The 18,734-nt window shown below is 73.1% G+C and carries 16 protein-coding genes; 12 read left to right on the forward strand and 4 right to left on the reverse strand.

Annotated features, from left to right (window positions below):
- The first annotated feature begins 44 nt into the window (after positions 1-44).
- The 10 genes from DEP02_RS01420 (at position 45) to DEP02_RS01465 (ending at position 11,712) form a co-directional block, all read left to right on the forward strand.
- Complete coding sequence (locus tag DEP02_RS01420) at positions 45-1,004, forward strand: EamA family transporter (protein ID WP_112465471.1); 960 nt, start codon at positions 45-47, stop codon at positions 1,002-1,004.
- 96 nt (positions 1,005-1,100) lie between these two features.
- Positions 1,101-1,895, forward strand: a complete 795-nt coding sequence (locus DEP02_RS01425) for a TIGR03084 family metal-binding protein (protein ID WP_112465472.1) — start codon at positions 1,101-1,103, stop codon at positions 1,893-1,895.
- Positions 1,892-3,589 (forward strand): acyclic terpene utilization AtuA family protein, encoded by a 1,698-nt coding sequence (locus DEP02_RS01430; RefSeq protein ID WP_112465473.1) that lies wholly within the window; start codon positions 1,892-1,894, stop codon positions 3,587-3,589. The genes DEP02_RS01425 and DEP02_RS01430 overlap by 4 nt, the downstream gene beginning before the upstream one ends.
- Positions 3,586-5,184 (forward strand): acyl-CoA carboxylase subunit beta, encoded by a 1,599-nt coding sequence (locus tag DEP02_RS01435; RefSeq protein WP_112465474.1) that lies wholly within the window; start codon positions 3,586-3,588, stop codon positions 5,182-5,184. Before DEP02_RS01430 ends, DEP02_RS01435 begins: the two co-directional genes overlap by 4 nt.
- A gap of 12 nt (positions 5,185-5,196) precedes the next feature.
- On the forward strand, positions 5,197-7,080 hold the full coding sequence (locus DEP02_RS01440; RefSeq protein ID WP_112465475.1) for an acetyl/propionyl/methylcrotonyl-CoA carboxylase subunit alpha: 1,884 nt from the start codon (positions 5,197-5,199) through the stop codon (positions 7,078-7,080).
- Positions 7,077-8,258: an acyl-CoA dehydrogenase family protein gene (locus DEP02_RS01445; RefSeq protein WP_112465476.1), complete on the forward strand. Its 1,182-nt coding sequence runs from the start codon at positions 7,077-7,079 to the stop codon at positions 8,256-8,258. Before DEP02_RS01440 ends, DEP02_RS01445 begins: the two co-directional genes overlap by 4 nt.
- A 48-nt stretch (positions 8,259-8,306) precedes the next feature.
- On the forward strand, positions 8,307-9,908 hold the full coding sequence (locus DEP02_RS01450; protein ID WP_112465477.1) for a 4-coumarate--CoA ligase family protein: 1,602 nt from the start codon (positions 8,307-8,309) through the stop codon (positions 9,906-9,908).
- The gene (locus DEP02_RS01455) at positions 9,905-10,639 is read left to right on the forward strand and encodes an enoyl-CoA hydratase family protein (protein WP_112465478.1); all 735 of its coding nucleotides are present in this window, start codon (positions 9,905-9,907) and stop codon (positions 10,637-10,639) included. Before DEP02_RS01450 ends, DEP02_RS01455 begins: the two co-directional genes overlap by 4 nt.
- A complete protein-coding gene (locus tag DEP02_RS01460) occupies positions 10,627-11,292 on the forward strand; it encodes a TetR/AcrR family transcriptional regulator (protein WP_112465479.1) in 666 nt (221 codons plus the stop codon). The genes DEP02_RS01455 and DEP02_RS01460 overlap by 13 nt, the downstream gene beginning before the upstream one ends.
- A gap of 36 nt (positions 11,293-11,328) precedes the next feature.
- Positions 11,329-11,712, forward strand: a complete 384-nt coding sequence (locus DEP02_RS01465) for a RidA family protein (RefSeq protein ID WP_112465480.1) — start codon at positions 11,329-11,331, stop codon at positions 11,710-11,712.
- 4 nt (positions 11,713-11,716) lie between these two features.
- Here DEP02_RS01465 and DEP02_RS01470 read toward each other — a convergent pair whose 3' ends face one another.
- From DEP02_RS01470 to pdxH, 3 genes are all read right to left on the reverse strand, one after another.
- The gene (locus DEP02_RS01470) at positions 11,717-13,207 is read right to left on the reverse strand and encodes a PAS domain-containing protein (RefSeq protein ID WP_232838908.1); all 1,491 of its coding nucleotides are present in this window, start codon (positions 13,205-13,207) and stop codon (positions 11,717-11,719) included.
- Between the two features lie 112 nt (positions 13,208-13,319).
- Positions 13,320-14,075 carry an SIS domain-containing protein gene (locus tag DEP02_RS01475; protein ID WP_112465481.1) on the reverse strand — a complete coding sequence of 252 codons (756 nt, stop codon included), beginning with the start codon at positions 14,073-14,075 and terminating at the stop codon, positions 13,320-13,322.
- 124 nt (positions 14,076-14,199) lie between these two features.
- On the reverse strand, positions 14,200-14,877 hold the full coding sequence (gene pdxH / locus DEP02_RS01480) for a pyridoxamine 5'-phosphate oxidase (protein WP_112465482.1): 678 nt from the start codon (positions 14,875-14,877) through the stop codon (positions 14,200-14,202).
- Positions 14,878-15,195: 318 nt separating this feature from the next.
- On the opposite strand from pdxH, the gene DEP02_RS01485 reads away from it, so the two are divergent.
- Entirely contained in the window at positions 15,196-16,296 is a 1,101-nt protein-coding gene (locus DEP02_RS01485; protein WP_112465483.1) for a citrate synthase 2, read from the forward strand.
- A gap of 40 nt (positions 16,297-16,336) precedes the next feature.
- On the opposite strand, the gene DEP02_RS01490 is transcribed toward DEP02_RS01485, so the two are convergent.
- Positions 16,337-17,365, reverse strand: a complete 1,029-nt coding sequence (locus DEP02_RS01490) for an isopenicillin N synthase family dioxygenase (protein ID WP_112465484.1) — start codon at positions 17,363-17,365, stop codon at positions 16,337-16,339.
- Between the two features lie 651 nt (positions 17,366-18,016).
- Between DEP02_RS01490 and DEP02_RS01495 the strand changes: the two genes are divergently transcribed.
- Complete coding sequence (locus DEP02_RS01495; RefSeq protein ID WP_112465485.1) at positions 18,017-18,709, forward strand: iron-dependent transcriptional repressor DtxR; 693 nt, start codon at positions 18,017-18,019, stop codon at positions 18,707-18,709.
- Positions 18,710-18,734: the final 25 nt, after the last annotated feature.

Here is an 18,734-nt window from a genome sequence, read left to right on the forward strand (position 1 = left end):
CATCGCGATGAACGAAACCCGAGCTCAGCCCCCTGGATCGCCCCGTGACCACGCCCAGCGCCGCCACCACCCCGTCCCCCTCGACCCCCGTCGCCTCCCCGTCGGCCGATGTGTCCGCGTCCGGAGGGCCGGGCCGTTTCGGTTCGCTCGGGCCGGTCGGCCTGGTGCTCGGCGGCTGTGTCTCGGTGCAGTTCGGCGGCGCGCTGGCCGTGCTGCTGATCCCCAGGGCGGGTGCGCTCGGCGTGGTGACCCTGCGGCTGCTGGTGGCCGCGATCGTGCTGCTGCTGGTCTGCCGGCCGCGGCTGCGCGGGCACTCGCGCAGCGACTGGGGCACGGTCGTCGCCTTCGGCATCGCCATGGCCGGCATGAACGGCCTCTTCTACCAGGCCGTCGCCCGTATCCCGCTCGGCCCTGCCGTCACCCTGGAAGTGCTCGGCCCGCTCGCCCTGTCGGTGCTGGCCTCGCGTCGCCTGATCAACGTCGTGTGGGCCGGCCTCGCCCTGGGCGGTGTCTTCCTGCTCGGGGGCGGCGGCTTCGGCAGTCTGGATCCCGTGGGTGCCGCCTTCGCGCTGGCCGCGGGCGGGATGTGGGCGGCGTACATCGTCTTCAGCGCCCGTACCGGCCGACGCTTCCCGCAGGCCGACGGGCTGGCCCTGGCGATGGCGGTGGGGGCGGTGCTGTTCCTGCCGCTGGGGATCGCCGAGTCGGGCGCGAAGCTGGTCGATCCGACGACGTTCGCGCTGGGCGCGGCGGTCGCGCTGCTGTCCTCGGTCCTGCCCTACACCCTCGAACTGCTCGCCCTGCGCCGCCTGCCCGCCTCCACCTTCGCCGTCCTCATGAGCCTGGAACCGGCCCTCGCCGCCACGGCCGGCTTCCTCATCCTCGGCCAGTCCCTCACCACGCCCCAGTCCATCGCGATCGCCCTGGTCATCGCGGCGAGCATGGGGGCGGTGCGGACGCAGGTGGGGCGGGGGAAGGCGCCGGCGCCGAGGGTGGAGTCCTGAGGGCGGGCTCGCCTTCGAGGCGGCGGCCGAAAAACGCGCGGGAGGAATCATGCAAGCACGCTTGATTGCTTCAGTGGCCGCTGCCATGCTCCCCTCATGGCCGATCCGACGCCCGTGTTCGACGATCTGTGTGAGGAAAGCGAAGAGCTCGACCGGCTGGTCGCCGGGCTGAGTGCCGAGCAGTGGGGACTCTCCACCCCCGCGGCCGGATGGACTGTCGCCCACCAGATCGCCCATCTCGCCTGGACCGACCGGTCCGCCCTGCTCGCCGTCACCGACCTGGACGGCTTCCACGCGCTGGTCGAGCAGGCGCTCGCCGCGCCCGGGTCGTTCGTCGACCAGGGCGCGGAGGAGGGCGCCGGGCTGCCGCCGGGTGAGTTGCTGGCGAGGTGGCGGAAGGGGCGGGCGGACCTCGACTCCGCGTTGCGTGCGGCGCCGCCCGGTGTCCGGTTCCCCTGGTACGGGCCGCCCATGTCGGGTGCGTCCATGGCGACCGGGCGGCTGATGGAGACCTGGGCGCACGGGCAGGACGTGGCGGACGCACTGGGTGTGGTGCGCACACCCACGGACCGGCTCAGGCATGTGGTGCGCATCGGGGTGCGAGCGCGGGACTTCGCCTTCGGAGGGCACGGGCTGCCCGTACCCTTCGAGGAGTTCCGCGTGGAGGTCGTCGGTCCCTCGGGCGACCTGTGGACGTACGGCCCCGAGGACGCCTCCCAGCGCGTCACCGGGCCCGCCCTCGACTTCTGCCTGCTGGTCACCCAGCGCGCCCACCGCGCCGACCTCGCCGTGCGCGCCGAGGGGCCGGACGCCGACCGCTGGCTGGACATCGCCCAGGCCTTCGCCGGGCCGCCCGGCGCCGGGCGGGCGCCCAAGGGGGCGGGCGAGTGACGCCGCGGCCCCTGCGGATCGGCAACGCCTCCGGCTTCTACGGCGACCGTTTCGACGCCATGCGCGAGATGCTCACCGGCGGCGAGCTGGACGTCCTCACCGGCGACTACCTCGCCGAGCTGACCATGCTGATCCTGGGCCGGGACCGGCTCAAGGACCCGGCGGCCGGGTACGCCCGCACCTTCCTGCGGCAGCTGGAGGAGTGCCTCGGGCTCGCCCACGAGCGGGGCGTGCGGATCGTGACGAACGCCGGCGGGCTGAACCCCGCCGGACTCGCCGACGCGGTGCGGGAGCTGGCCGGCCGGCTCGGCCTCCCCGTGCGCGTCGCCCAGGTGGAGGGCGACGACCTCACCGCCCACCACCCCGGCAGCCTCACTGCCCACGCCTACCTCGGCGGCTTCGGCATCGCTGCCTGCCTGCGCGAGGGCGCCGACGTGGTCGTCACCGGCCGGGTCACCGACGCGGCCCTGGTCACCGGGCCCGCCGCCGCCCACTTCGGCTGGCGGCCGGATCAGTACGACCGGCTCGCGGGCGCCGTCGTCGCCGGGCACGTGCTGGAGTGCGGCGCCCAGGCCACCGGCGGCAACTACGCCTTCTTCACCGACCACGCCCTCCAGCGGCTGCGCCGCCCCGGCTTCCCGCTCGCCGAGATCCACGAGGACGGCACCTGCGTCATCACCAAGCACCCCGGCACCGGCGGTGCCGTCGAGGTGGGCACGGTGACCGCCCAGCTGCTGTACGAGACGAGCGGCGCACGGTACGCCGGGCCCGACGTCACGACGCGGCTGGACACCGTACGGCTCAGCCAGGACGGCCCCGACCGGGTGCGCGTCGAGGGCGTGCGCGGGGAAGCCCCGCCGCCCACCCTCAAGGTCGGGCTCAACCGCCTCGGCGGCTTCCGCAACGAGGTCACCTTCGTGCTCACCGGGCTCGACATCGAACGCAAGGCCGAGCTGGTGCGGCAGCAGATGCACGACGCGCTCGCGGCCGTCACGTCACCCCCCGGCGAGGTCCGCTGGGATCTCGTGCGCACCGACCGGCCCGACGCAGACACCGAGGAGACGGCGAGCGCGCTGCTCCGGCTGGTCGTACGGGACCGGGACCCGGAGGCCGTGGGGCGGGCGTTCAGCGGGGCCGCCGTGGAACTGGCGCTCGCCGGCTACCCCGGCTTCCACATGCTCGCGCCTCCCGGGAAGGGCGCGCCCTACGGCGTCTTCGAGGCCGCGTACGTCCCCCAGGGCGCCGTCGATCACACGGCCGTCCTCCACGACGGCCGTCGTATCCCCGTGCCCGCCCCCCACGACACACGCGTCCTTGAGGGCGTACCGGAGCCACCCCTGCCCGATCCCCCTCCGGACGGTCCCACCCGGCGTGCCCCGCTCGGGCTCGTCGCCGGGGCCCGCAGCGGGGACAAGGGAGGGGACGCCAATGTCGGGGTGTGGGCGCGGTCGGAGGACGGCTGGCGCTGGCTCGCGCACGAGCTGACCGTCGACCGGTTCCGGCAGCTGATCCCCGAGAGCCGTGCGCTGCCCGTCGCCCGGCACACCCTGCCCGGCCTGCGCGCGCTGAACTTCGTCGTCGAGGGCATCCTCGGCGAGGGCGTCGCCGCCCGGCACCGGTTCGACCCGCAGGCCAAGGCGCTCGGCGAATGGCTGCGCTCCCGCCACCTGGACATCCCGGAGGTCCTGCTGTGACGGTCCTTTCCTCCGCCCTGGACACCGGCTCCCCCGACTACCGGGCCCACCGCGAGGCCATGCTCGCCAAGCTCGCCGAGCTGGAGGCCGAGCACGCCAAGGCGCTCGCGGGCGGCGGTCCGAAGTACGTCGAGCGGCACCGGCGGCGCGGCAAGCTGCTCGCGCGGGAGCGGATCGAGCTGCTGCTCGACCCCGACACGCCGTTCCTGGAACTGTCGCCGCTGGCCGCCTGGGGCAGCGACTACACCGTGGGCGCCTCGCTCGTCACCGGGATCGGGGTCGTCGAGGGCGTGGAGTGCCTGATCACCGCCAACGACCCGACCGTGCGCGGCGGCGCCAGCAACCCGTGGAGCCTGCGGAAGGCGCTGCGGGCCAACGACATCGCGCTCGCCAACCGGCTGCCCTGCATCAGCCTCGTCGAGTCGGGCGGCGCCGACCTGCCCTCCCAGAAGGAGATCTTCATCCCCGGAGGCGCCATCTTCCGGGACCTGACCCGGCTGTCGGCGGCCGGCATCCCGACCGTCGCCGTCGTCTTCGGCAACTCCACCGCCGGCGGCGCCTACGTCCCCGGCATGTCCGACCACGTGATCATGGTCAAGGAACGCGCCAAGGTGTTCCTCGGCGGACCGCCCCTGGTGAGGATGGCGACCGGCGAGGAGAGCGACGACGAGTCGCTGGGCGGTGCCGAGATGCACGCGCGCGTGTCCGGCCTCGCCGACCACTTCGCCGTCGACGAACACGACGCCCTCAGGCAGGCACGCCGTGTCGTCGCCCGCCTCAACCACCGGAAAGCCCACCCCGATCCCCCCGTCGCAGAGCCACCGAAATACGACGACGAGGAGCTTCTCGGCATCGTTCCCGGCGATCTGAAGATCCCCTTCGACCCCCGCGAGGTCATCGCCCGGATCGTCGACGCCTCCGACTTCGACGAGTTCAAGCCGCTGTACGGGACGAGCCTCGTCACCGGCTGGGCCGGCCTGCACGGCTATCCCGTCGGCATCCTCGCCAACGCCCGGGGCGTGCTGTTCAGCGAGGAGTCGCAGAAGGCCGCCCAGTTCATCCAGCTCGCCAACCAGCGCGACATCCCGCTGATCTTCCTGCACAACACCACCGGCTACATGGTCGGCCGCGAGTACGAGCAGGGCGGCATCATCAAGCACGGCGCCATGATGATCAACGCGGTGTCCAACTCGCGGGTCCCGCACCTGTCCGTCCTCATGGGCGCCTCCTACGGCGCCGGGCACTACGGCATGTGCGGGCGGGCCTACGACCCGCGCTTCCTGTTCGCCTGGCCCAGCGCCAAGTCCGCCGTCATGGGCCCGCAGCAGCTCGCGGGCGTGCTGTCGATCGTCGCCCGGCAGTCGGCGGCGGCGAAGGGGCAGCCGTACGACGAGGAGGCCGACGCGGCACTGCGGGCGATGGTGGAGCAGCAGATCGAGTCCGAGTCGCTGCCGATGTTCCTGTCCGGGCGGCTCTACGACGACGGCGTCATCGACCCGCGCGACACCCGCACCGTCCTCGGCCTGTGCCTCTCCGCCGTCCACACCGCCCCCTACGAGGGCGCGCGCGGCGGCTTCGGCGTCTTCCGGATGTGAGGGACCGATCCAGTGATTTCGACTCTGCTCGTCGCCAACCGGGGCGAGATCGCCTGCCGGATCTTCCGCACCTGCCGTGAGCTGGGCATCCGTACGGTCGCCGTGCACTCGGACGCCGACGAGGGCGCCCTCCACACGCGCGTGGCCGACGCGGCGGTACGGCTGCCGGGGACCACGCCCGCCGAGACGTATCTGCGCGGCGACCTGATCGTGAAGGCGGCGATCGCGGCCGGCGCGGACGCCGTCCACCCCGGCTACGGCTTCCTCTCCGAGAACGCCGGCTTCGCCCGTGCCGTCCAGGACGCGGACCTGGTCTGGATCGGACCGCCCCCCAGGGCCATCGAGGCGATGGCCTCCAAGACCCGCGCCAAGGAGCTCCTGGGCATCCGGCCCCTGAAGGACGTCACCGAGGCCGACCTGCCGGTGCTGGTGAAGGCGGCGGCGGGCGGCGGCGGGCGCGGGATGCGGATCGTACGGCGGCTCGCGGACCTGGAGGGCGAACTGGCCTCCGCACGCGCGGAGGCGGCGAGCGCCTTCGGGGACGGCGAGGTGTTCGTCGAGCGGTACCTCGGGGGCGACGCAGGCGGGCGCCACGTCGAGGTGCAGGTCCTCGCCGACAGCCACGGAACCGTGTGGACGCTCGGCACCCGCGACTGCTCCCTCCAGCGCCGCCACCAGAAGGTCGTCGAGGAGGCCCCGGCGCCCGGACTCTCCGGGGAGCTCGACCGGGAACTGCGGGAGCTTGCCGTACGGGCCGCGCGTGCCGTCGACTACGCCGGCGCCGGCACCGTCGAGTTCCTGGTGGCCGACGGCCGGGCGCACTTCCTGGAGATGAACACCCGCCTCCAGGTCGAACACCCCGTGACCGAGGCCGTGTTCGGCGTCGACCTGGTCGCCCTGCAGATCCGTGTCGCCGAGGGCCACCCCCTGGACACCGACCCGCCACGCGCGCGTGGGCACGCAATCGAGGCCCGCCTGTACGCCGAGGACCCGGCCCGCGACTGGGCCCCGCAGACCGGCACCCTGCACCGCCTCGCCGTCCCCGCCGGCGTCCGCCTGGACACCGGCTACGGCGACGGCGACACCATCGGCGTCCACTACGACCCGATGCTCGCCAAGGTCGTCGCCCACGCCCCCACGCGCGCGGAGGCGCTGCGCAAGCTGGCCGGCGCACTGGAGCGGGCCGCCGTGCACGGCCCGGTCACCAACCGGGACCTGCTCGTCCGCTCCCTGCGGCACCAGGAGTTCGCCGAGGGCCGTATGGACACCGGTTTCTACGACCGCCACCTCGCCGAACTCACCCGGCCCGCCCCCGACCCGTACGCCCCGCTGGCCGCCGCGCTCGCCGACGCGCACGGCCGCTCCCGGTTCGGCGGCTGGCGCAACGTGCCCTCCCAGCCGCAGGTCAAGCGGTACCTGATGGCGGGCGAGGAGCACGAGGTGCGCTACCGGCACACGCGTGAGGGGCTCGCCGCCGACGCCGACGGGGTGCGCGTGGTGCACGCGGACGCGTGCCGGGTCGTCCTCGAAGTGGACGGCGTACGGCGCACGTTCGAGGTCGCCCGCCACGGCGACCAGGTGTACGTGGGCGGCTCCGCACTCACCGCCCTGCCCCGCTTCCCCGACCCCGCCGCCCAGCGCGCCCCCGGCTCGCTGCTCGCCCCCATGCCCGGCACCGTCGTCCGCGTCGCCGACGGCCTGGCCGTGGGAGCCGCCGTACGGGCCGGAGAGCCACTGCTGTGGCTGGAGGCGATGAAGATGGAACACAAGATCTCCGCGCCCGTCACAGGGACGCTCAGCGCCCTGCACGCCGCCCCCGGCCGCCAGGTCGAGGTCGGTGCCCTGCTCGCCGTCGTAGAGGCCACTGCCGTAGAGGCACATCAGGAGGATCAGTGAGCGCCACACTGGAAACCGACGAACACAAGGCCCTGCGCGCCGCCGTCGCCGCGCTCGGCAAGCGCTACGGGCGCGACTACATCACCCGGACCTTCGCCGAGGGCCGCCACCCCACCGAACTGTGGGCCGAGGCCGGCAAACTCGGCTACCTCGGCGTCAACCTGCCGGAGGAGTACGGGGGAGGGGGCGGCGGCATCGCCGAACTCGCGATCGTCCTCGAAGAACTCGGCGCCGCCGGCTGCCCGCTGATGATGCTGGTCGTCTCACCCGCCATCTGCGGCACCGTCATCGCCCGCTTCGGCACCGAGGAGCAGAAGCGGACCTGGCTGCCCGGACTCGCCGACGGCACCCGCACCATGGCCTTCGGCATCACCGAACCCGACGCCGGGTCCAACTCCCACCGCATCACCACCACCGCCCGCCGCGACGGTGGGGGAGGAGCCGAGAGTGGGGGAGACTGGCTGCTCACCGGCCGCAAGGTGTTCATCTCCGGCGTCGACATCGCCGACGCCGTACTGATCGTCGGCCGCACCGAAGACGCTCGCACCGGCCGTCTCAAGCCCTGCCTGTTCATCGTCCCCTCGGACGCCGAGGGCTTCCAGCGGCACCCCATCGACATGGAACTGAACGCCGCCGAGAAGCAGTTCGAGCTCGTCCTGGACGACGTACGGCTGCCCGCCGACGCGCTCGTCGGCGACGAGGACGCGGGCCTGCTGCAGTTGTTCGCCGGACTCAACCCCGAGCGCATCATGACGGCCGCCTTCGCGGTCGGCATGGGCCGCCACGCGCTCGCCCGGGCCGTGGAGTACGCGCGCGAACGCACCGTCTGGAAGACCCCCATCGGCGCCCACCAGGCCATCGCCCACCCCCTCGCCCAGGCCCACATCGACCTCGAACTCGCCCGCCTGATGATGCAGAAGGCCGCCCACCTGTACGACGCCGGAGACGACGTGGGCGCCGGGGAGGCCGCCAACATGGCCAAGTACGCGGCCGGTGAGGCCTGTGTGAAGGCCGTCGACCAGGCCGTGCACACCCTGGGCGGCAACGGCCTCACACGCGAATTCGGGCTCGCCTCGCTGGTGACGGCCGCACGCGTGACCCGTATCGCCCCGGTGAGCCGGGAGATGATTCTCAACTACGTCTCCCACCAGAGCCTGGGCCTGCCCAAGTCGTACTGAGCCCCACCGAGCCGTACCGAGACACCCGCCGGCGTGCGAGGAGGACCCGTGTTCCGCAGCGAGTACGCAGACGTCACGGCCGTAGAACTGCCCATCCACGAGGCCGTCCTGGGCCATGCCGCCCGGTTCGGCGACACCCCCGCGCTGATCGACGGCACGGACGGCACCACCCTCACCTACGAGCAACTGGACCGCTTCCACCGGCGTGTCGCCGCCGCGCTCGCCGAGACCGGTGTGCGCAAGGGCGACGTCCTCGCCCTGCACAGCCCGAACACGGTGTCCTTCCCCGTGGCCTTCTACGCCGCCACACGCGCGGGCGCCTCGGTCACCACCGTCCACCCGCTCGCCACCGCCGAGGAGTTCGCCAAGCAGCTGAAGGACTCCGCGGCCCGCTGGATCGTGACCGTCTCCCCGCTGCTCCGAACGGCGCGCCGGGCCGCCGAACTCGCGGGCGGGGTGGAGGAGATCCTCGTCTGCGACAGCGCACCCGGACACCGCTCACTCACCGACATGCTCGCCTCCGCCGCGCCCGAGCCGGCCGTCGCCATCGACCCGGCCGAGGACGTCGCGGCCCTGCCGTACTCCTCGGGGACGACCGGCATCCCCAAGGGGGTGATGCTCACCCACCGGCAGATCGCCACCAACCTCGCGCAACTCGACCCCGCGGTCACGGCCGGACCCGGCGAACGCATCCTCGCCGTGCTGCCCTTCTTCCACATCTACGGGCTCACGGCCCTGATGAACGCGCCTTTGCGCAAGGGCGCCACCGTCGTCGTCCTGCCCCGCTTCGAGCTGGACACCTTCCTCGCGGCCATCCAGGACCACCGCATCACCGGCCTGTACGTGGCCCCGCCGATCGTCCTCGCCCTCGCCAAGCACCCCGCAGTGGCCCGGTACGACCTGTCGTCGCTGAAGTACATCATCAGCGCGGCGGCCCCGCTGGACGCCGGACTGGCGGCGGCCTGCTCGCAGCGGCTCGGCCTGCCGCCGGTGGGCCAGGCCTACGGCATGACGGAACTGTCCCCGGGCACCCACGTCGTCCCCCTGGACGCCATGCGCGAGGCGCCGCCCGGCACGGTCGGCAGACTGATCGCCGGCACCGAGATGCGCATCGTCTCCCTCGCCGACCCCGGCAAGGACCTCGGCGCCGGCGAGCCCGGCGAGATCCTGATCCGCGGGCCGCAGGTGATGAAGGGCTACCTCGGCCGGCCCGACGCCACCGCCGCGATGATCGACGCCGACGGCTGGCTGCACACCGGCGACGTCGGACACGTGGACCGTGACGGCTGGCTGTTCGTCGTCGACCGGGTCAAGGAACTGATCAAGTACAAGGGCTTCCAGGTGGCGCCCGCCGAACTGGAGGCCCTGCTGCTCACCCACCCGGGCATCGCGGACGCCGCCGTCATCGGCGCCTACAACGACGACGGCAACGAGGTGCCCCACGCGTACGTGGTGCGCCAGCCGGCCGCCGGTGACCTCTCCGAAGGAGAGGTCATGATGTACGTCGCCGAGCGCGTCGCCCCCTACAAGCGCGTCCGGCACGTCACCTTCCTCGACGCGGTGCCCCGCGCCGCCTCCGGGAAGATCCTGCGGCGCGAGCTGCGGGACCTGCGGGAGCGGCAGCAGCGGGAACCGGAGGAGACCCCGTGACGTTGATCGGACGTACGCGCGCGCGTGCCGTCGAAACGATCGGCCTGGACTCGCCGGACAACCGCAACGCCCTGTCGGCGGCGCTCGTCGGCGAGCTGGCGGACGCACTGGCCGACTGCGCCGAGGACGACGAGGTCCGCGCGGTCGTCCTCACCCACAGCGGCAACACCTTCAGCGCGGGCGCCGACCTGCGCGACCCTCTCCACCCGGACGCCCTGGTCGGCCTGCTGCGGCAGATCGTCGAACTGCCCAAGCCGGTCGTCGCCCGCGTCACCGGACACGTCCGCGCCGGAGGCCTGGGACTGCTCGCCGCCTGCGACATCGCCGCCGCCTCGCACCAGGCCACCTTCGCCTTCACCGAGGTGCGCATCGGGGTCGCCCCCGCGGTCATCTCCCTGCCGCTGCTGTCCCGCACCGACCCGCGCGCGCTCGCCCGTTACTACCTCACCGGGGAACGCTTCGACGCGGCCGAGGCCGCCCGGACCGGCCTGGTGACCGCGGCCGGGGACGACGTCGACGCCGTACTGGAGCCGGTGCTCGACGGCCTGCGCCGCTCCTCCCCCCAGGCCCTGGCCGAGACGAAGCGGCTGCTCACGGCTAGGGTGCTGGAAGCCTTCGACCGGGACGCGGCCGGCCTGACCGCGCTCTCGGCCCGGCTGTTCGCCTCCGCGCAGGCGCGCGAGGGCATGACGGCCTTCCTCGAACGACGGGATCCGGAATGGGCGGTGTGACCACACAGGACCGCACGGAAGGCACGGACCGTGCGGACCGGGCGGATCGTACGGACCGTGCAGGCCGCGCCGAGCGCGTTCCCAAGCAGGACCGCAGCCGCGTCACCCGGCAGCGGCTGCTGCAGTCCGCCGTGGAGTGCCTCGCCGAACACGGCTGGGCCGGCTCCACGGTGTCCGTCGTCGCCGAACGCGCCGGAGTCTCCCGCGGGGCCGTCCAGCACCACTTCCCCACCCGCGAGGACCTGTTCACCGCCGCCGTCGAGTACGTCGCCGAGGAACGGTCCACCGCCCTGCGCGCCCTGTTCCCCCAGGGCGCGGCCGGCGACCGGCACGCCGTGGTCGCCGCCCTCGTCGACCTCTACACCGGCCCCCTCTTCCGCGCCGCCCTCCACCTGTGGGTGGCCGCCTCCAACGAGGACCAGCTGCGCCCCCGCGTCACCGAGCTGGAGGCCCGCGTGGGCCGCGAGACCCACCGCATAGCGGTCGAGCTGCTGGGCGCGGACGAGTCCCGCCCCGGCGCCCGCGAGACCGTCCAGGGCTTCCTCGACATGGCCCGCGGCCTGGGCCTGGCCAACCTCCTCACCGACGACACCGCCCGCCGCGAACGCGTCGTGACCCAGTGGACGGCCCTGCTGGAACAGGCGCTGGGCTGAGCCACCGGAGGCCGTTGACCGCCTACCGTTCAGCGCATGACAGAGCGGCGAGCGGCTCTCAGCGGGTCGGCGTTCGAGGAGCGGATCGGGTACGCGCGGGCCGTGATGGACGGCGACCGGGTGCACGTGTCGGGGACGACCGGGTACGACTGCGCGACCATGACGATCTCCGAGGACGTGGTGGAGCAGGCGGAGCAGTGTCCGCGGAACATCGGGGCCGCGTTGGCGGAGGCCGGGTGCGGGTTCGGGGATGTGGTGCGGGTGCGGTGCCTGCTGCCCGTGCGGGAGGACTTCGAGCCGTGCCGGCCGGTGTCGCGGCGGGTGTTCGGTGAGGTGCGGCCGACGGCGACGATGATGGTGTGCGGGCCGGCGGACCCGAGGATGAGGATCGAGGTGTACGCCCGCAGGCGGGCCGCCTGACTTCTCAGGTCCGCCCGTTCTTCAGCAGGTCGGCCAGGTCCAGGGCGGTTGCGATGCGCCCGGCCACGTCCTCGGCGTAGGCCGCGTCGGGGCGTTCGAAGGGGGTGCGGCCGGCGGCGCGGAGGAAGGTGACCACGCCGAGGGTGCGGCCGCGGCTGCGGAGGACCGTGCACAGGGCGTGCACGGCGTCCGGCGGCCACTGGCGGGCCTCGGCCCATGCGCGTGCCTGGTCGGGTGGGGCGGTGCCGACGGTGGCCCGTACGGAGCCGATGCGGTCGACGCACTGCAGGGCGGGGTGGCCTTCGGTGGGACGGAGGGGCAGTCCGGCCCGGCCGGTGAGCAGGCTGGGGCCGGGGCCGACGGAGGGGGTGGCCGCGATGCGTACCAGGCGGACCGGGGTCCCGGTCGCGTCGTCGGGCGGGGCGGTACCACCTGCCACGCGGTCGATCAGGGCGTGGTCGGCGAAACCGGCGAGGGCGAAGTCGAGGTGGACGGTGGCGGCCTCGGCGGGATCCTCGCACTCGGCGGCGGCGCGGGCGGCGCGGTGCAGCTGGTTGGTGCGGAACCGCAGCAGAGACGCCTCCTGTTCGGCCTGCTTGGCCTCGGTGACGTCGACGAAGAGCCAGGCGACGCCGAGCGGCACCGGTTCCTCGGCGAGCGGTGAGGCGAGCCGGACGAATCCGCTGCGCCAGCAGCGCCGCTTGTCGCCCTTCGGAGTGCGTACGCTCACCCGGATCTCGGCGGGGGCGGGCGGGGCTCCCTCCGCAAGGACGTGGGTGAGCGCGCCCTCGAGCTCCTCGACGCCCTGGGAGAGCAGTTCGCCGAGCGGGCGGCCGAGGACCGCCGTGCGGCCGGCGCCGAAGGCGCGGGCGGCGTGCGCGTTGACGACGGCGGGCCGCAGGTCGGCGTCGACGAGGACGACACCCCAGGAGGCGTCCTCGAACAGGGCCTCGCTGAGCGCGATGGACCGCTCGAGGTCGATCTGCGCGTGCACCTCGCTGAAGGCGCAGTACAGGCCGGCGGGCTTGCCGTCGGGTCCGTGCACGGCCGCGGACTGGGTGCGTACGAGTACGCGGCCGCCGTCCTTGGTGAGCAGCGCGAACTCGTGCACCTGCCGTCCGGGGGCGTGCATGGCGGCCATCAGCCGCCCCTCGACCTCCTCGGCGTCCGCGCTGCGCACGGCCCATCCGGCCAGGCCGCGCCGGCCGACGGCCTCGGCCGCGGTCCAGCCGAGGATGCGCTCGGCCTCGCGGTTCCAGTGGGTGACGGCGCCATCGGCGTCGAAGGCGCACAGCGCGGCGTCCATGCCGTCGAGGAGGGCGGCGAGCAGATCGGAGCCGTCATGGCTGTCGGGGCAGTTTGGGCCCCGCGGACCGTCCCGCTCCGGCCCGGGCTCGTCCGGCCCGAGCGCGTCGGTGGCCCCACTACGCCGGGAAGCACTCACCTGGACCCCCTGCAGGCTGCGTCCGCACGTACGGCGCGTCGGTTCACTCACTGGTTCTCATTCAACTTGAACGTGACCCAGCACACACCGAGTTCCCGCAACATTGAAGGAATTGTTGTCCGCGGAGGTCCCGCGGGGATCCCGCGGACGTTTCCGTGCGCCGTCAGCGCCGGTAGAAGATCCGGTCGGCGTACTGGCCGAAGATCCGGCTGTTCCACTCGTGGCCGCCGTCGACGTTGCCGGAGCGGAGCAGCGGGGGTTCGGTACCGCGTTCGGCGAGGGTGGTCGCGGTGGTGGCCAGGACCGCCTGGAGGAGGGCGGCGGTGACGACGGTGGAGGCGGGGGCGAAGGGGGCCGCGACGGTGTCGAGGGCGAGTTCGGCGTCGCCGACCGCGATCTTGGAGTCGAGGACGATGTCGCAGTGGTCCTTCAGGTACGTCCCCGAGGCGTGCCGGGAGGTGGTCTCCGTGGCGTAGGCCACCGAGGTCACGCCGATGACCTGCACGCCGAGGGCGCGGGCCCTCATGGCCATCTCGACGGGCAGGGCGTTGCGGCCGGAGAGGGAGATGATCACGAGGGCGTCGCCGGAGCGGAGGGGGGAGCTGTCCAGGACGGCGGTGGCGAGGCCGTCGACGCGCTCCAGGGCGGAGCCGAGGGTGGCGGGCACGACGTCGACGCCGACGGCGCCGGGGACGGCGAGGAGGTTCATCAGGGCCAGGCCGCCGGCGCGGTAGACGACGTCCTGGGCGGCGAGGGAGGAGTGGCCGGCGCCGAAGGCGAACAGGCGGCCGCCGGCGGTCACGGTGTCGGCGAGCAGCGTCCCGGCGACGGTGATCGCCTCGGCCTCCTCGTCGCGGACCCGCTGGAGCAGGCCGATGGCGGCGTCGATGAACTGGCCGGCCGGAGTGCGGTCGCTCATGCGGGGTCCGTCCCTTCGGGAGGTTCGGGGAGGCTGTGTGTCGCGGATCACGGTGGGATCACCGTGAGGTCTGGACCACTGCCGTGTCAATACGGCGCTCGCGACGGGGTGCGTCAGGCGTGCCTCAGGGGCTCAGCCGCTCCACGCGCCAGCCGCCGTTCGGTTCGGCGACGTACCGCAGCCGGTCGTGCAGGCGGTTCTCGCGGCCCTGCCAGAACTCCACCGACCGCGGGGCGACCCGGAAGCCGCCCCAGTGCGGCGGGACGGGAACCTGCTCGCCCTCGGGGTAGCGGGCGGCCAGTTCGGCGTAGGCGGCGTCGATCTCCGCGCGCGTGGCGACCACCGTGGACTGGGCGCTGGCCCAGGCGCCGAGCTGGGAGCCGTGCGGGCGGGTGCGGAAGTACGCGGCGGTCTCGTCGCGGCCGGTGCGGCGGGCCACGCCCTGGACGATGACCTGGCGGGCCATCGGGTGCCAGGGGAAGAGCAGGGAGACGTACGGGTTCCGGTCGAGGTCGCGGGCCTTGCGGGAGCCGTAGTTGGTGTAGAAGACGAAACCCCGCTCGTCGAAGGACTTCAGCAGCACCGTGCGGGAGCTGGGCCGGCCCTCGGCGTCCGCGGTGGAGACGACCATGGCGTTGGGTTCGAACAGCCGGCCCTCGGTGGCGGCCTGCTGGAACCAGCGGGCGAACTGGGCCACTGGGGTGTCAGCCAGATCGGCCTCGGTCAGACCCTCCTCCCGGTAGTGCTTGCGCATGGAAGCGAGGTCGAAGGGGGCGGTTTCGCCGGCTTCTCGGTCGGTCACGCGGTCATCCTGCCGTATCGGCGGGGCGCCTCCGCGGGGTGCCCCGGGGCAGCGGGTGGCCTGGGGCAGCGGGTGGCACTGGGTGCCGGTACATCTCCCCTTCCTTGACACTCGGGGTTATGGTGCTGCTGCCGTACCGGTGGGGTGACCGCCACCGGCACGGGGCATCACAGGGATGACCGCCCCGGACCGCGAGTCACAGCCGTACCGGCCGTGGACCCGATCGGCGGACACCCGCTTCCGACATCTCCGACATCCGACACTTGGTCGTCACCCCCATCGCACCATCTGTCGCACAGACCCACGAGGAGCCGCCTGATGTCCGACTTCGTACCCGGGCTCGAGGGAGTCGTCGCGTTCGAGACGGAGATCGCCGAACCCGACAAGGAGGGCGGCGCCCTGAGGTACCGGGGCGTCGACATCGAGGACCTCGTCGGTCACGTCTCCTTCGGCAACGTCTGGGGGCTGCTGGTCGACGGCGCCTTCAACCCGGGCCTGCCGCCCGCCGAGCCGTTCCCGATCCCCGTGCACTCGGGTGACATCCGGGTGGACGTCCAGTCGGCGCTGGCGATGCTCGCCCCGGTGTGGGGGCTGAAACCGCTGCTGGACATCGACGTGGAGCAGGCCCGCGAGGACCTGGCGCGGGCCGCCGTGATGGCGCTGTCGTACGTCGCCCAGTCGGCGCGGGGGCAGGCACTGCCGATGGTGCCGCAGCGGGAGATCGACAAGGCGAACTCGATCACCGAGCGGTTCATGATCCGCTGGCGGGGCGAGCCGGACCCCAAGCACGTGGCGGCCGTCGACGCCTACTGGACGTCCGCCGCCGAGCACGGCATGAACGCCTCCACGTTCACCGCCCGGGTCATCGCCTCCACCGGCGCCGACGTGGCGGCCGCCCTGTCGGGCGCGGTGGGCGCGATGTCCGGACCGCTGCACGGCGGCGCGCCCTCCCGCGTCCTCGGCATGATCGAGGAGATCGAGCGGACCGGGGACGCCGTGGGGTACGTCAAGAATGCCCTGGACCGCGGCGAGCGGCTGATGGGCTTCGGCCACCGGGTGTACCGGGCCGAGGACCCGCGCGCGCGGGTGCTGCGCCGTACCGCCCGGGAGCTCGGCGCCCCGCGGTTCGAGGTCGCCGAGGCCCTGGAGAAGGCCGCCCTGGACGAGCTGCACAACCGCCGCCCGGACCGGGTGCTGGCCACCAACGTCGAGTTCTGGGCGGCGATCATGCTGGACTTCGCCGAGGTGCCGGCGCACATGTTCACGTCGATGTTCACGTGCGCGCGTACGGCGGGCTGGTCGGCGCACATCCTGGAGCAGAAGCGGACGGGACGGCTCGTGCGGCCCTCCGCCCGCTACGTGGGCCCCGGGTCGCGCAGCCCGCGGGAGATCGAGGGCTACGCGGACCTGGTGCGCTGACCTGCCTCGCCGGTCTGACCGCACGCGCGCGTGCGACGCATCACGCGGGGCTGAGCAGCTCCGCGTGATGCCGCCCGGCGACCAGCGGGTGGGCCCGCAGCTTTCCCTTGAGTTCGTTGTAGCCGTACTCCGCGAACAGCGGGTTGCCCGGGTCGTCGGTGACGCCGGGCGCGGTGGAGGCGTGCGGGAAGGGCAGCGGGACGATGCGGGCGTCCAGGCGCGGGTTGTAGAAGAACGGCACGGAGAACCGCTCGGTGGCGCCGGGCGGGGAGACGACCCGGTGGTTGGTGGCCACCAGGTAGCCGTTGGTGGCGACCTCCAGCAGCTCTCCGAGGTTGACCACGAACGCGCCCGGGACCGGCGGCACGTCGTGGAAGAGACCGTCCTCGCGCTGCACCTGGAGCCCGCCGATCCGGTCCTGCAGGAGCAGGGTGAGGAAGCCGTAGTCCTTGTGGGTGCCGACACCCTGGTCGGTGCCGTCGCCGGCGCTGCCGGGGTAGCGGACGAGCTTGAGGTGCGGGTGGGCGTGCTCGCCGAAGACCGGGTCGTAGAAGTCGGCGGGCGCGCCGATGGCGGTCAGCAGCTCGTGCAGCAGCTTGCGGGCGACCCCGCTGAGCCGGTCGATCCAGTGCAGGGCGGCGGTGCGCAGTTCGGGCAGGGCGGCGGGCCACTGGTTGGGGCCCTGGAGCCACCAGTACGCCGGCTCGCCCGGTCCCGGGACGCGGGCGGGCCGCTCGGCGCCTATGTCGAGCTGGTCGCGCCAGTCGCGGGCGCCGCCGGTGCGCTCGTCCCCGGTGCGCGTGTAGCCGCGGAAGTGCGGCGAGTTGACGTTGTCCAGGGCGAGGCGGTCGGCCTCGGGGAGCCGGAAGAAGGCGTGCATGGCCTCGAGCAGCGCGTCGGTCTCGGCCTGGGTGACGCCGTGCCCGACGAGCTGGAAGAAGCCCACGTCATGGGCGGCGCCGTGCAACTGCGCGTGCAGCAGCGCCCGGGCCCGGGGGCCGCGGTCGGCCGCGGAGAGGTCGATGAGGGGGAGCTGGTCGTACGACGGGTTCGTCGCCGTGTTCGTCATGATCACGTCCGCAGGGTGTACGGGGCCCGGACCGCGGCCATGGGTGGGCGCGCGGCACGGGTGCCGGGTGAGAGGAACCGGGTGAGGCGTGCGAGGCGATCAGGTCGCCGGAAAGGGGCCGGATCAGGCAGAGCGCCGACAGCCCATGCTCGTGACGCGCCTGTAGTCCACGTGGCGGCGTCGCACGAGCGGCAAGAACATGCGCCACAGGGTACTGCCCGGGACGTGGGGGGATTCCGTCAACCTCTGGAAAAACCTGTTGAGCATTCTCTCCTTGCTTCTTAGGGTGGGGCTTACACGGAAGGGAGGTGGTTCGGCAGATGTATGGAAACCGGACGCGTGAGGTGGCTGCGGGCTAGCGGCCCGTCACCCCACCCAGTGCGGTGCCGGACCAGCGCGTGCGAGACGCGTGCGGCCGGCCCAATCCCAAGCAGTCACCCGACCCGCGAGCTGCCGGTACGTCCGGCCGGCTTCTCCGTCGTTCAGGCGGAGGGACCCAGCTCGCGGGTCGTCTGCGTGTTCGGGGCCTTCGAACCGTGGTTTCGGCGGAGCGGTCCGGTTGTCGGCGGGATGGGCGAGAATTGAAGGTCAGGGCCAGCGCACGCGCCGGGGAGCCGCCGGGCTTCCGGCCGAGGTAATCGAGGGGCACGTATGTCCGGACTGATCGATACTACGGAGATGTACCTCCGCACCATCCTCGAGCTGGAGGAGGAAGGCGTCGTCCCCATGCGCGCCCGGATCGCGGAGCGGCTGGACCAGAGCGGGCCGACGGTGAGCCAGACGGTGGCGCGGATGGAGCGTGACGGTCTCGTCTCGGTCGCTCCGGACCGGCACCTGGAGCTCACGGAGGAGGGCCGCCGGCTGGCCACGCGGGTGATGCGCAAGCACCGGCTCGCGGAGTGTCTGCTGGTCGACGTGATCGGCCTGGAGTGGGAGCAGGTGCACGCCGAGGCCTGCCGCTGGGAGCACGTGATGAGCGAGGCCGTGGAGCGCCGGGTGCTGGAGCTGCTGCGGCACCCGACCGAGTCGCCGTACGGCAACCCGATCCCGGGCCTGGAGGAGCTGGGCGAGACGGACGGCGCCGACCCGTTCCTCGACGAGGGCATGGTGTCGCTGGCCGACCTGGACCCGGGGACCGAGGGCAAGACGGTGGTCGTCCGCCGTATCGGCGAGCCGATCCAGACGGACGCGCAGCTGATGTACACGCTGCGCCGCGCGGGCGTGCAGCCCGGCTCGGTGGTGAGCGTGACGGAGTCGGCCGGTGGCGTGCTGGTGGGCAGTGGGGGTGAGGCCGCCGAACTGAAGGCGAGTGTCGCCTCGCACGTGTTCGTGGCCAAGCGCTGAGCCTGCCGCTCGGCCTGCCTCTCGG

Source organism: Streptomyces triticisoli (assembly GCF_003270085.1).
Taxonomy (GTDB): domain Bacteria; phylum Actinomycetota; class Actinomycetes; order Streptomycetales; family Streptomycetaceae; genus Streptomyces; species Streptomyces triticisoli.

Excerpts from the sequence above, each read along its gene's own strand:
- DEP02_RS01425 (WP_112465472.1), top strand. The coding sequence starts at position 1,101 with ATGGCCGATCCGACGCCCGTGTTCGACGATCTGTGTGAGGAAAGCGAA.
- DEP02_RS01460 (WP_112465479.1), top strand. The coding sequence starts at position 10,627 with ATGGGCGGTGTGACCACACAGGACCGCACGGAAGGCACGGACCGTGCG.
- DEP02_RS01465 (WP_112465480.1), top strand. The coding sequence starts at position 11,329 with ATGACAGAGCGGCGAGCGGCTCTCAGCGGGTCGGCGTTCGAGGAGCGG.
- DEP02_RS01475 (WP_112465481.1), bottom strand. The coding sequence starts at position 14,075 with ATGAGCGACCGCACTCCGGCCGGCCAGTTCATCGACGCCGCCATCGGC.
- DEP02_RS01485 (WP_112465483.1), top strand. The coding sequence starts at position 15,196 with ATGTCCGACTTCGTACCCGGGCTCGAGGGAGTCGTCGCGTTCGAGACG.
- DEP02_RS01490 (WP_112465484.1), bottom strand. The coding sequence starts at position 17,365 with ATGACGAACACGGCGACGAACCCGTCGTACGACCAGCTCCCCCTCATC.
- DEP02_RS01495 (WP_112465485.1), top strand. The coding sequence starts at position 18,017 with ATGTCCGGACTGATCGATACTACGGAGATGTACCTCCGCACCATCCTC.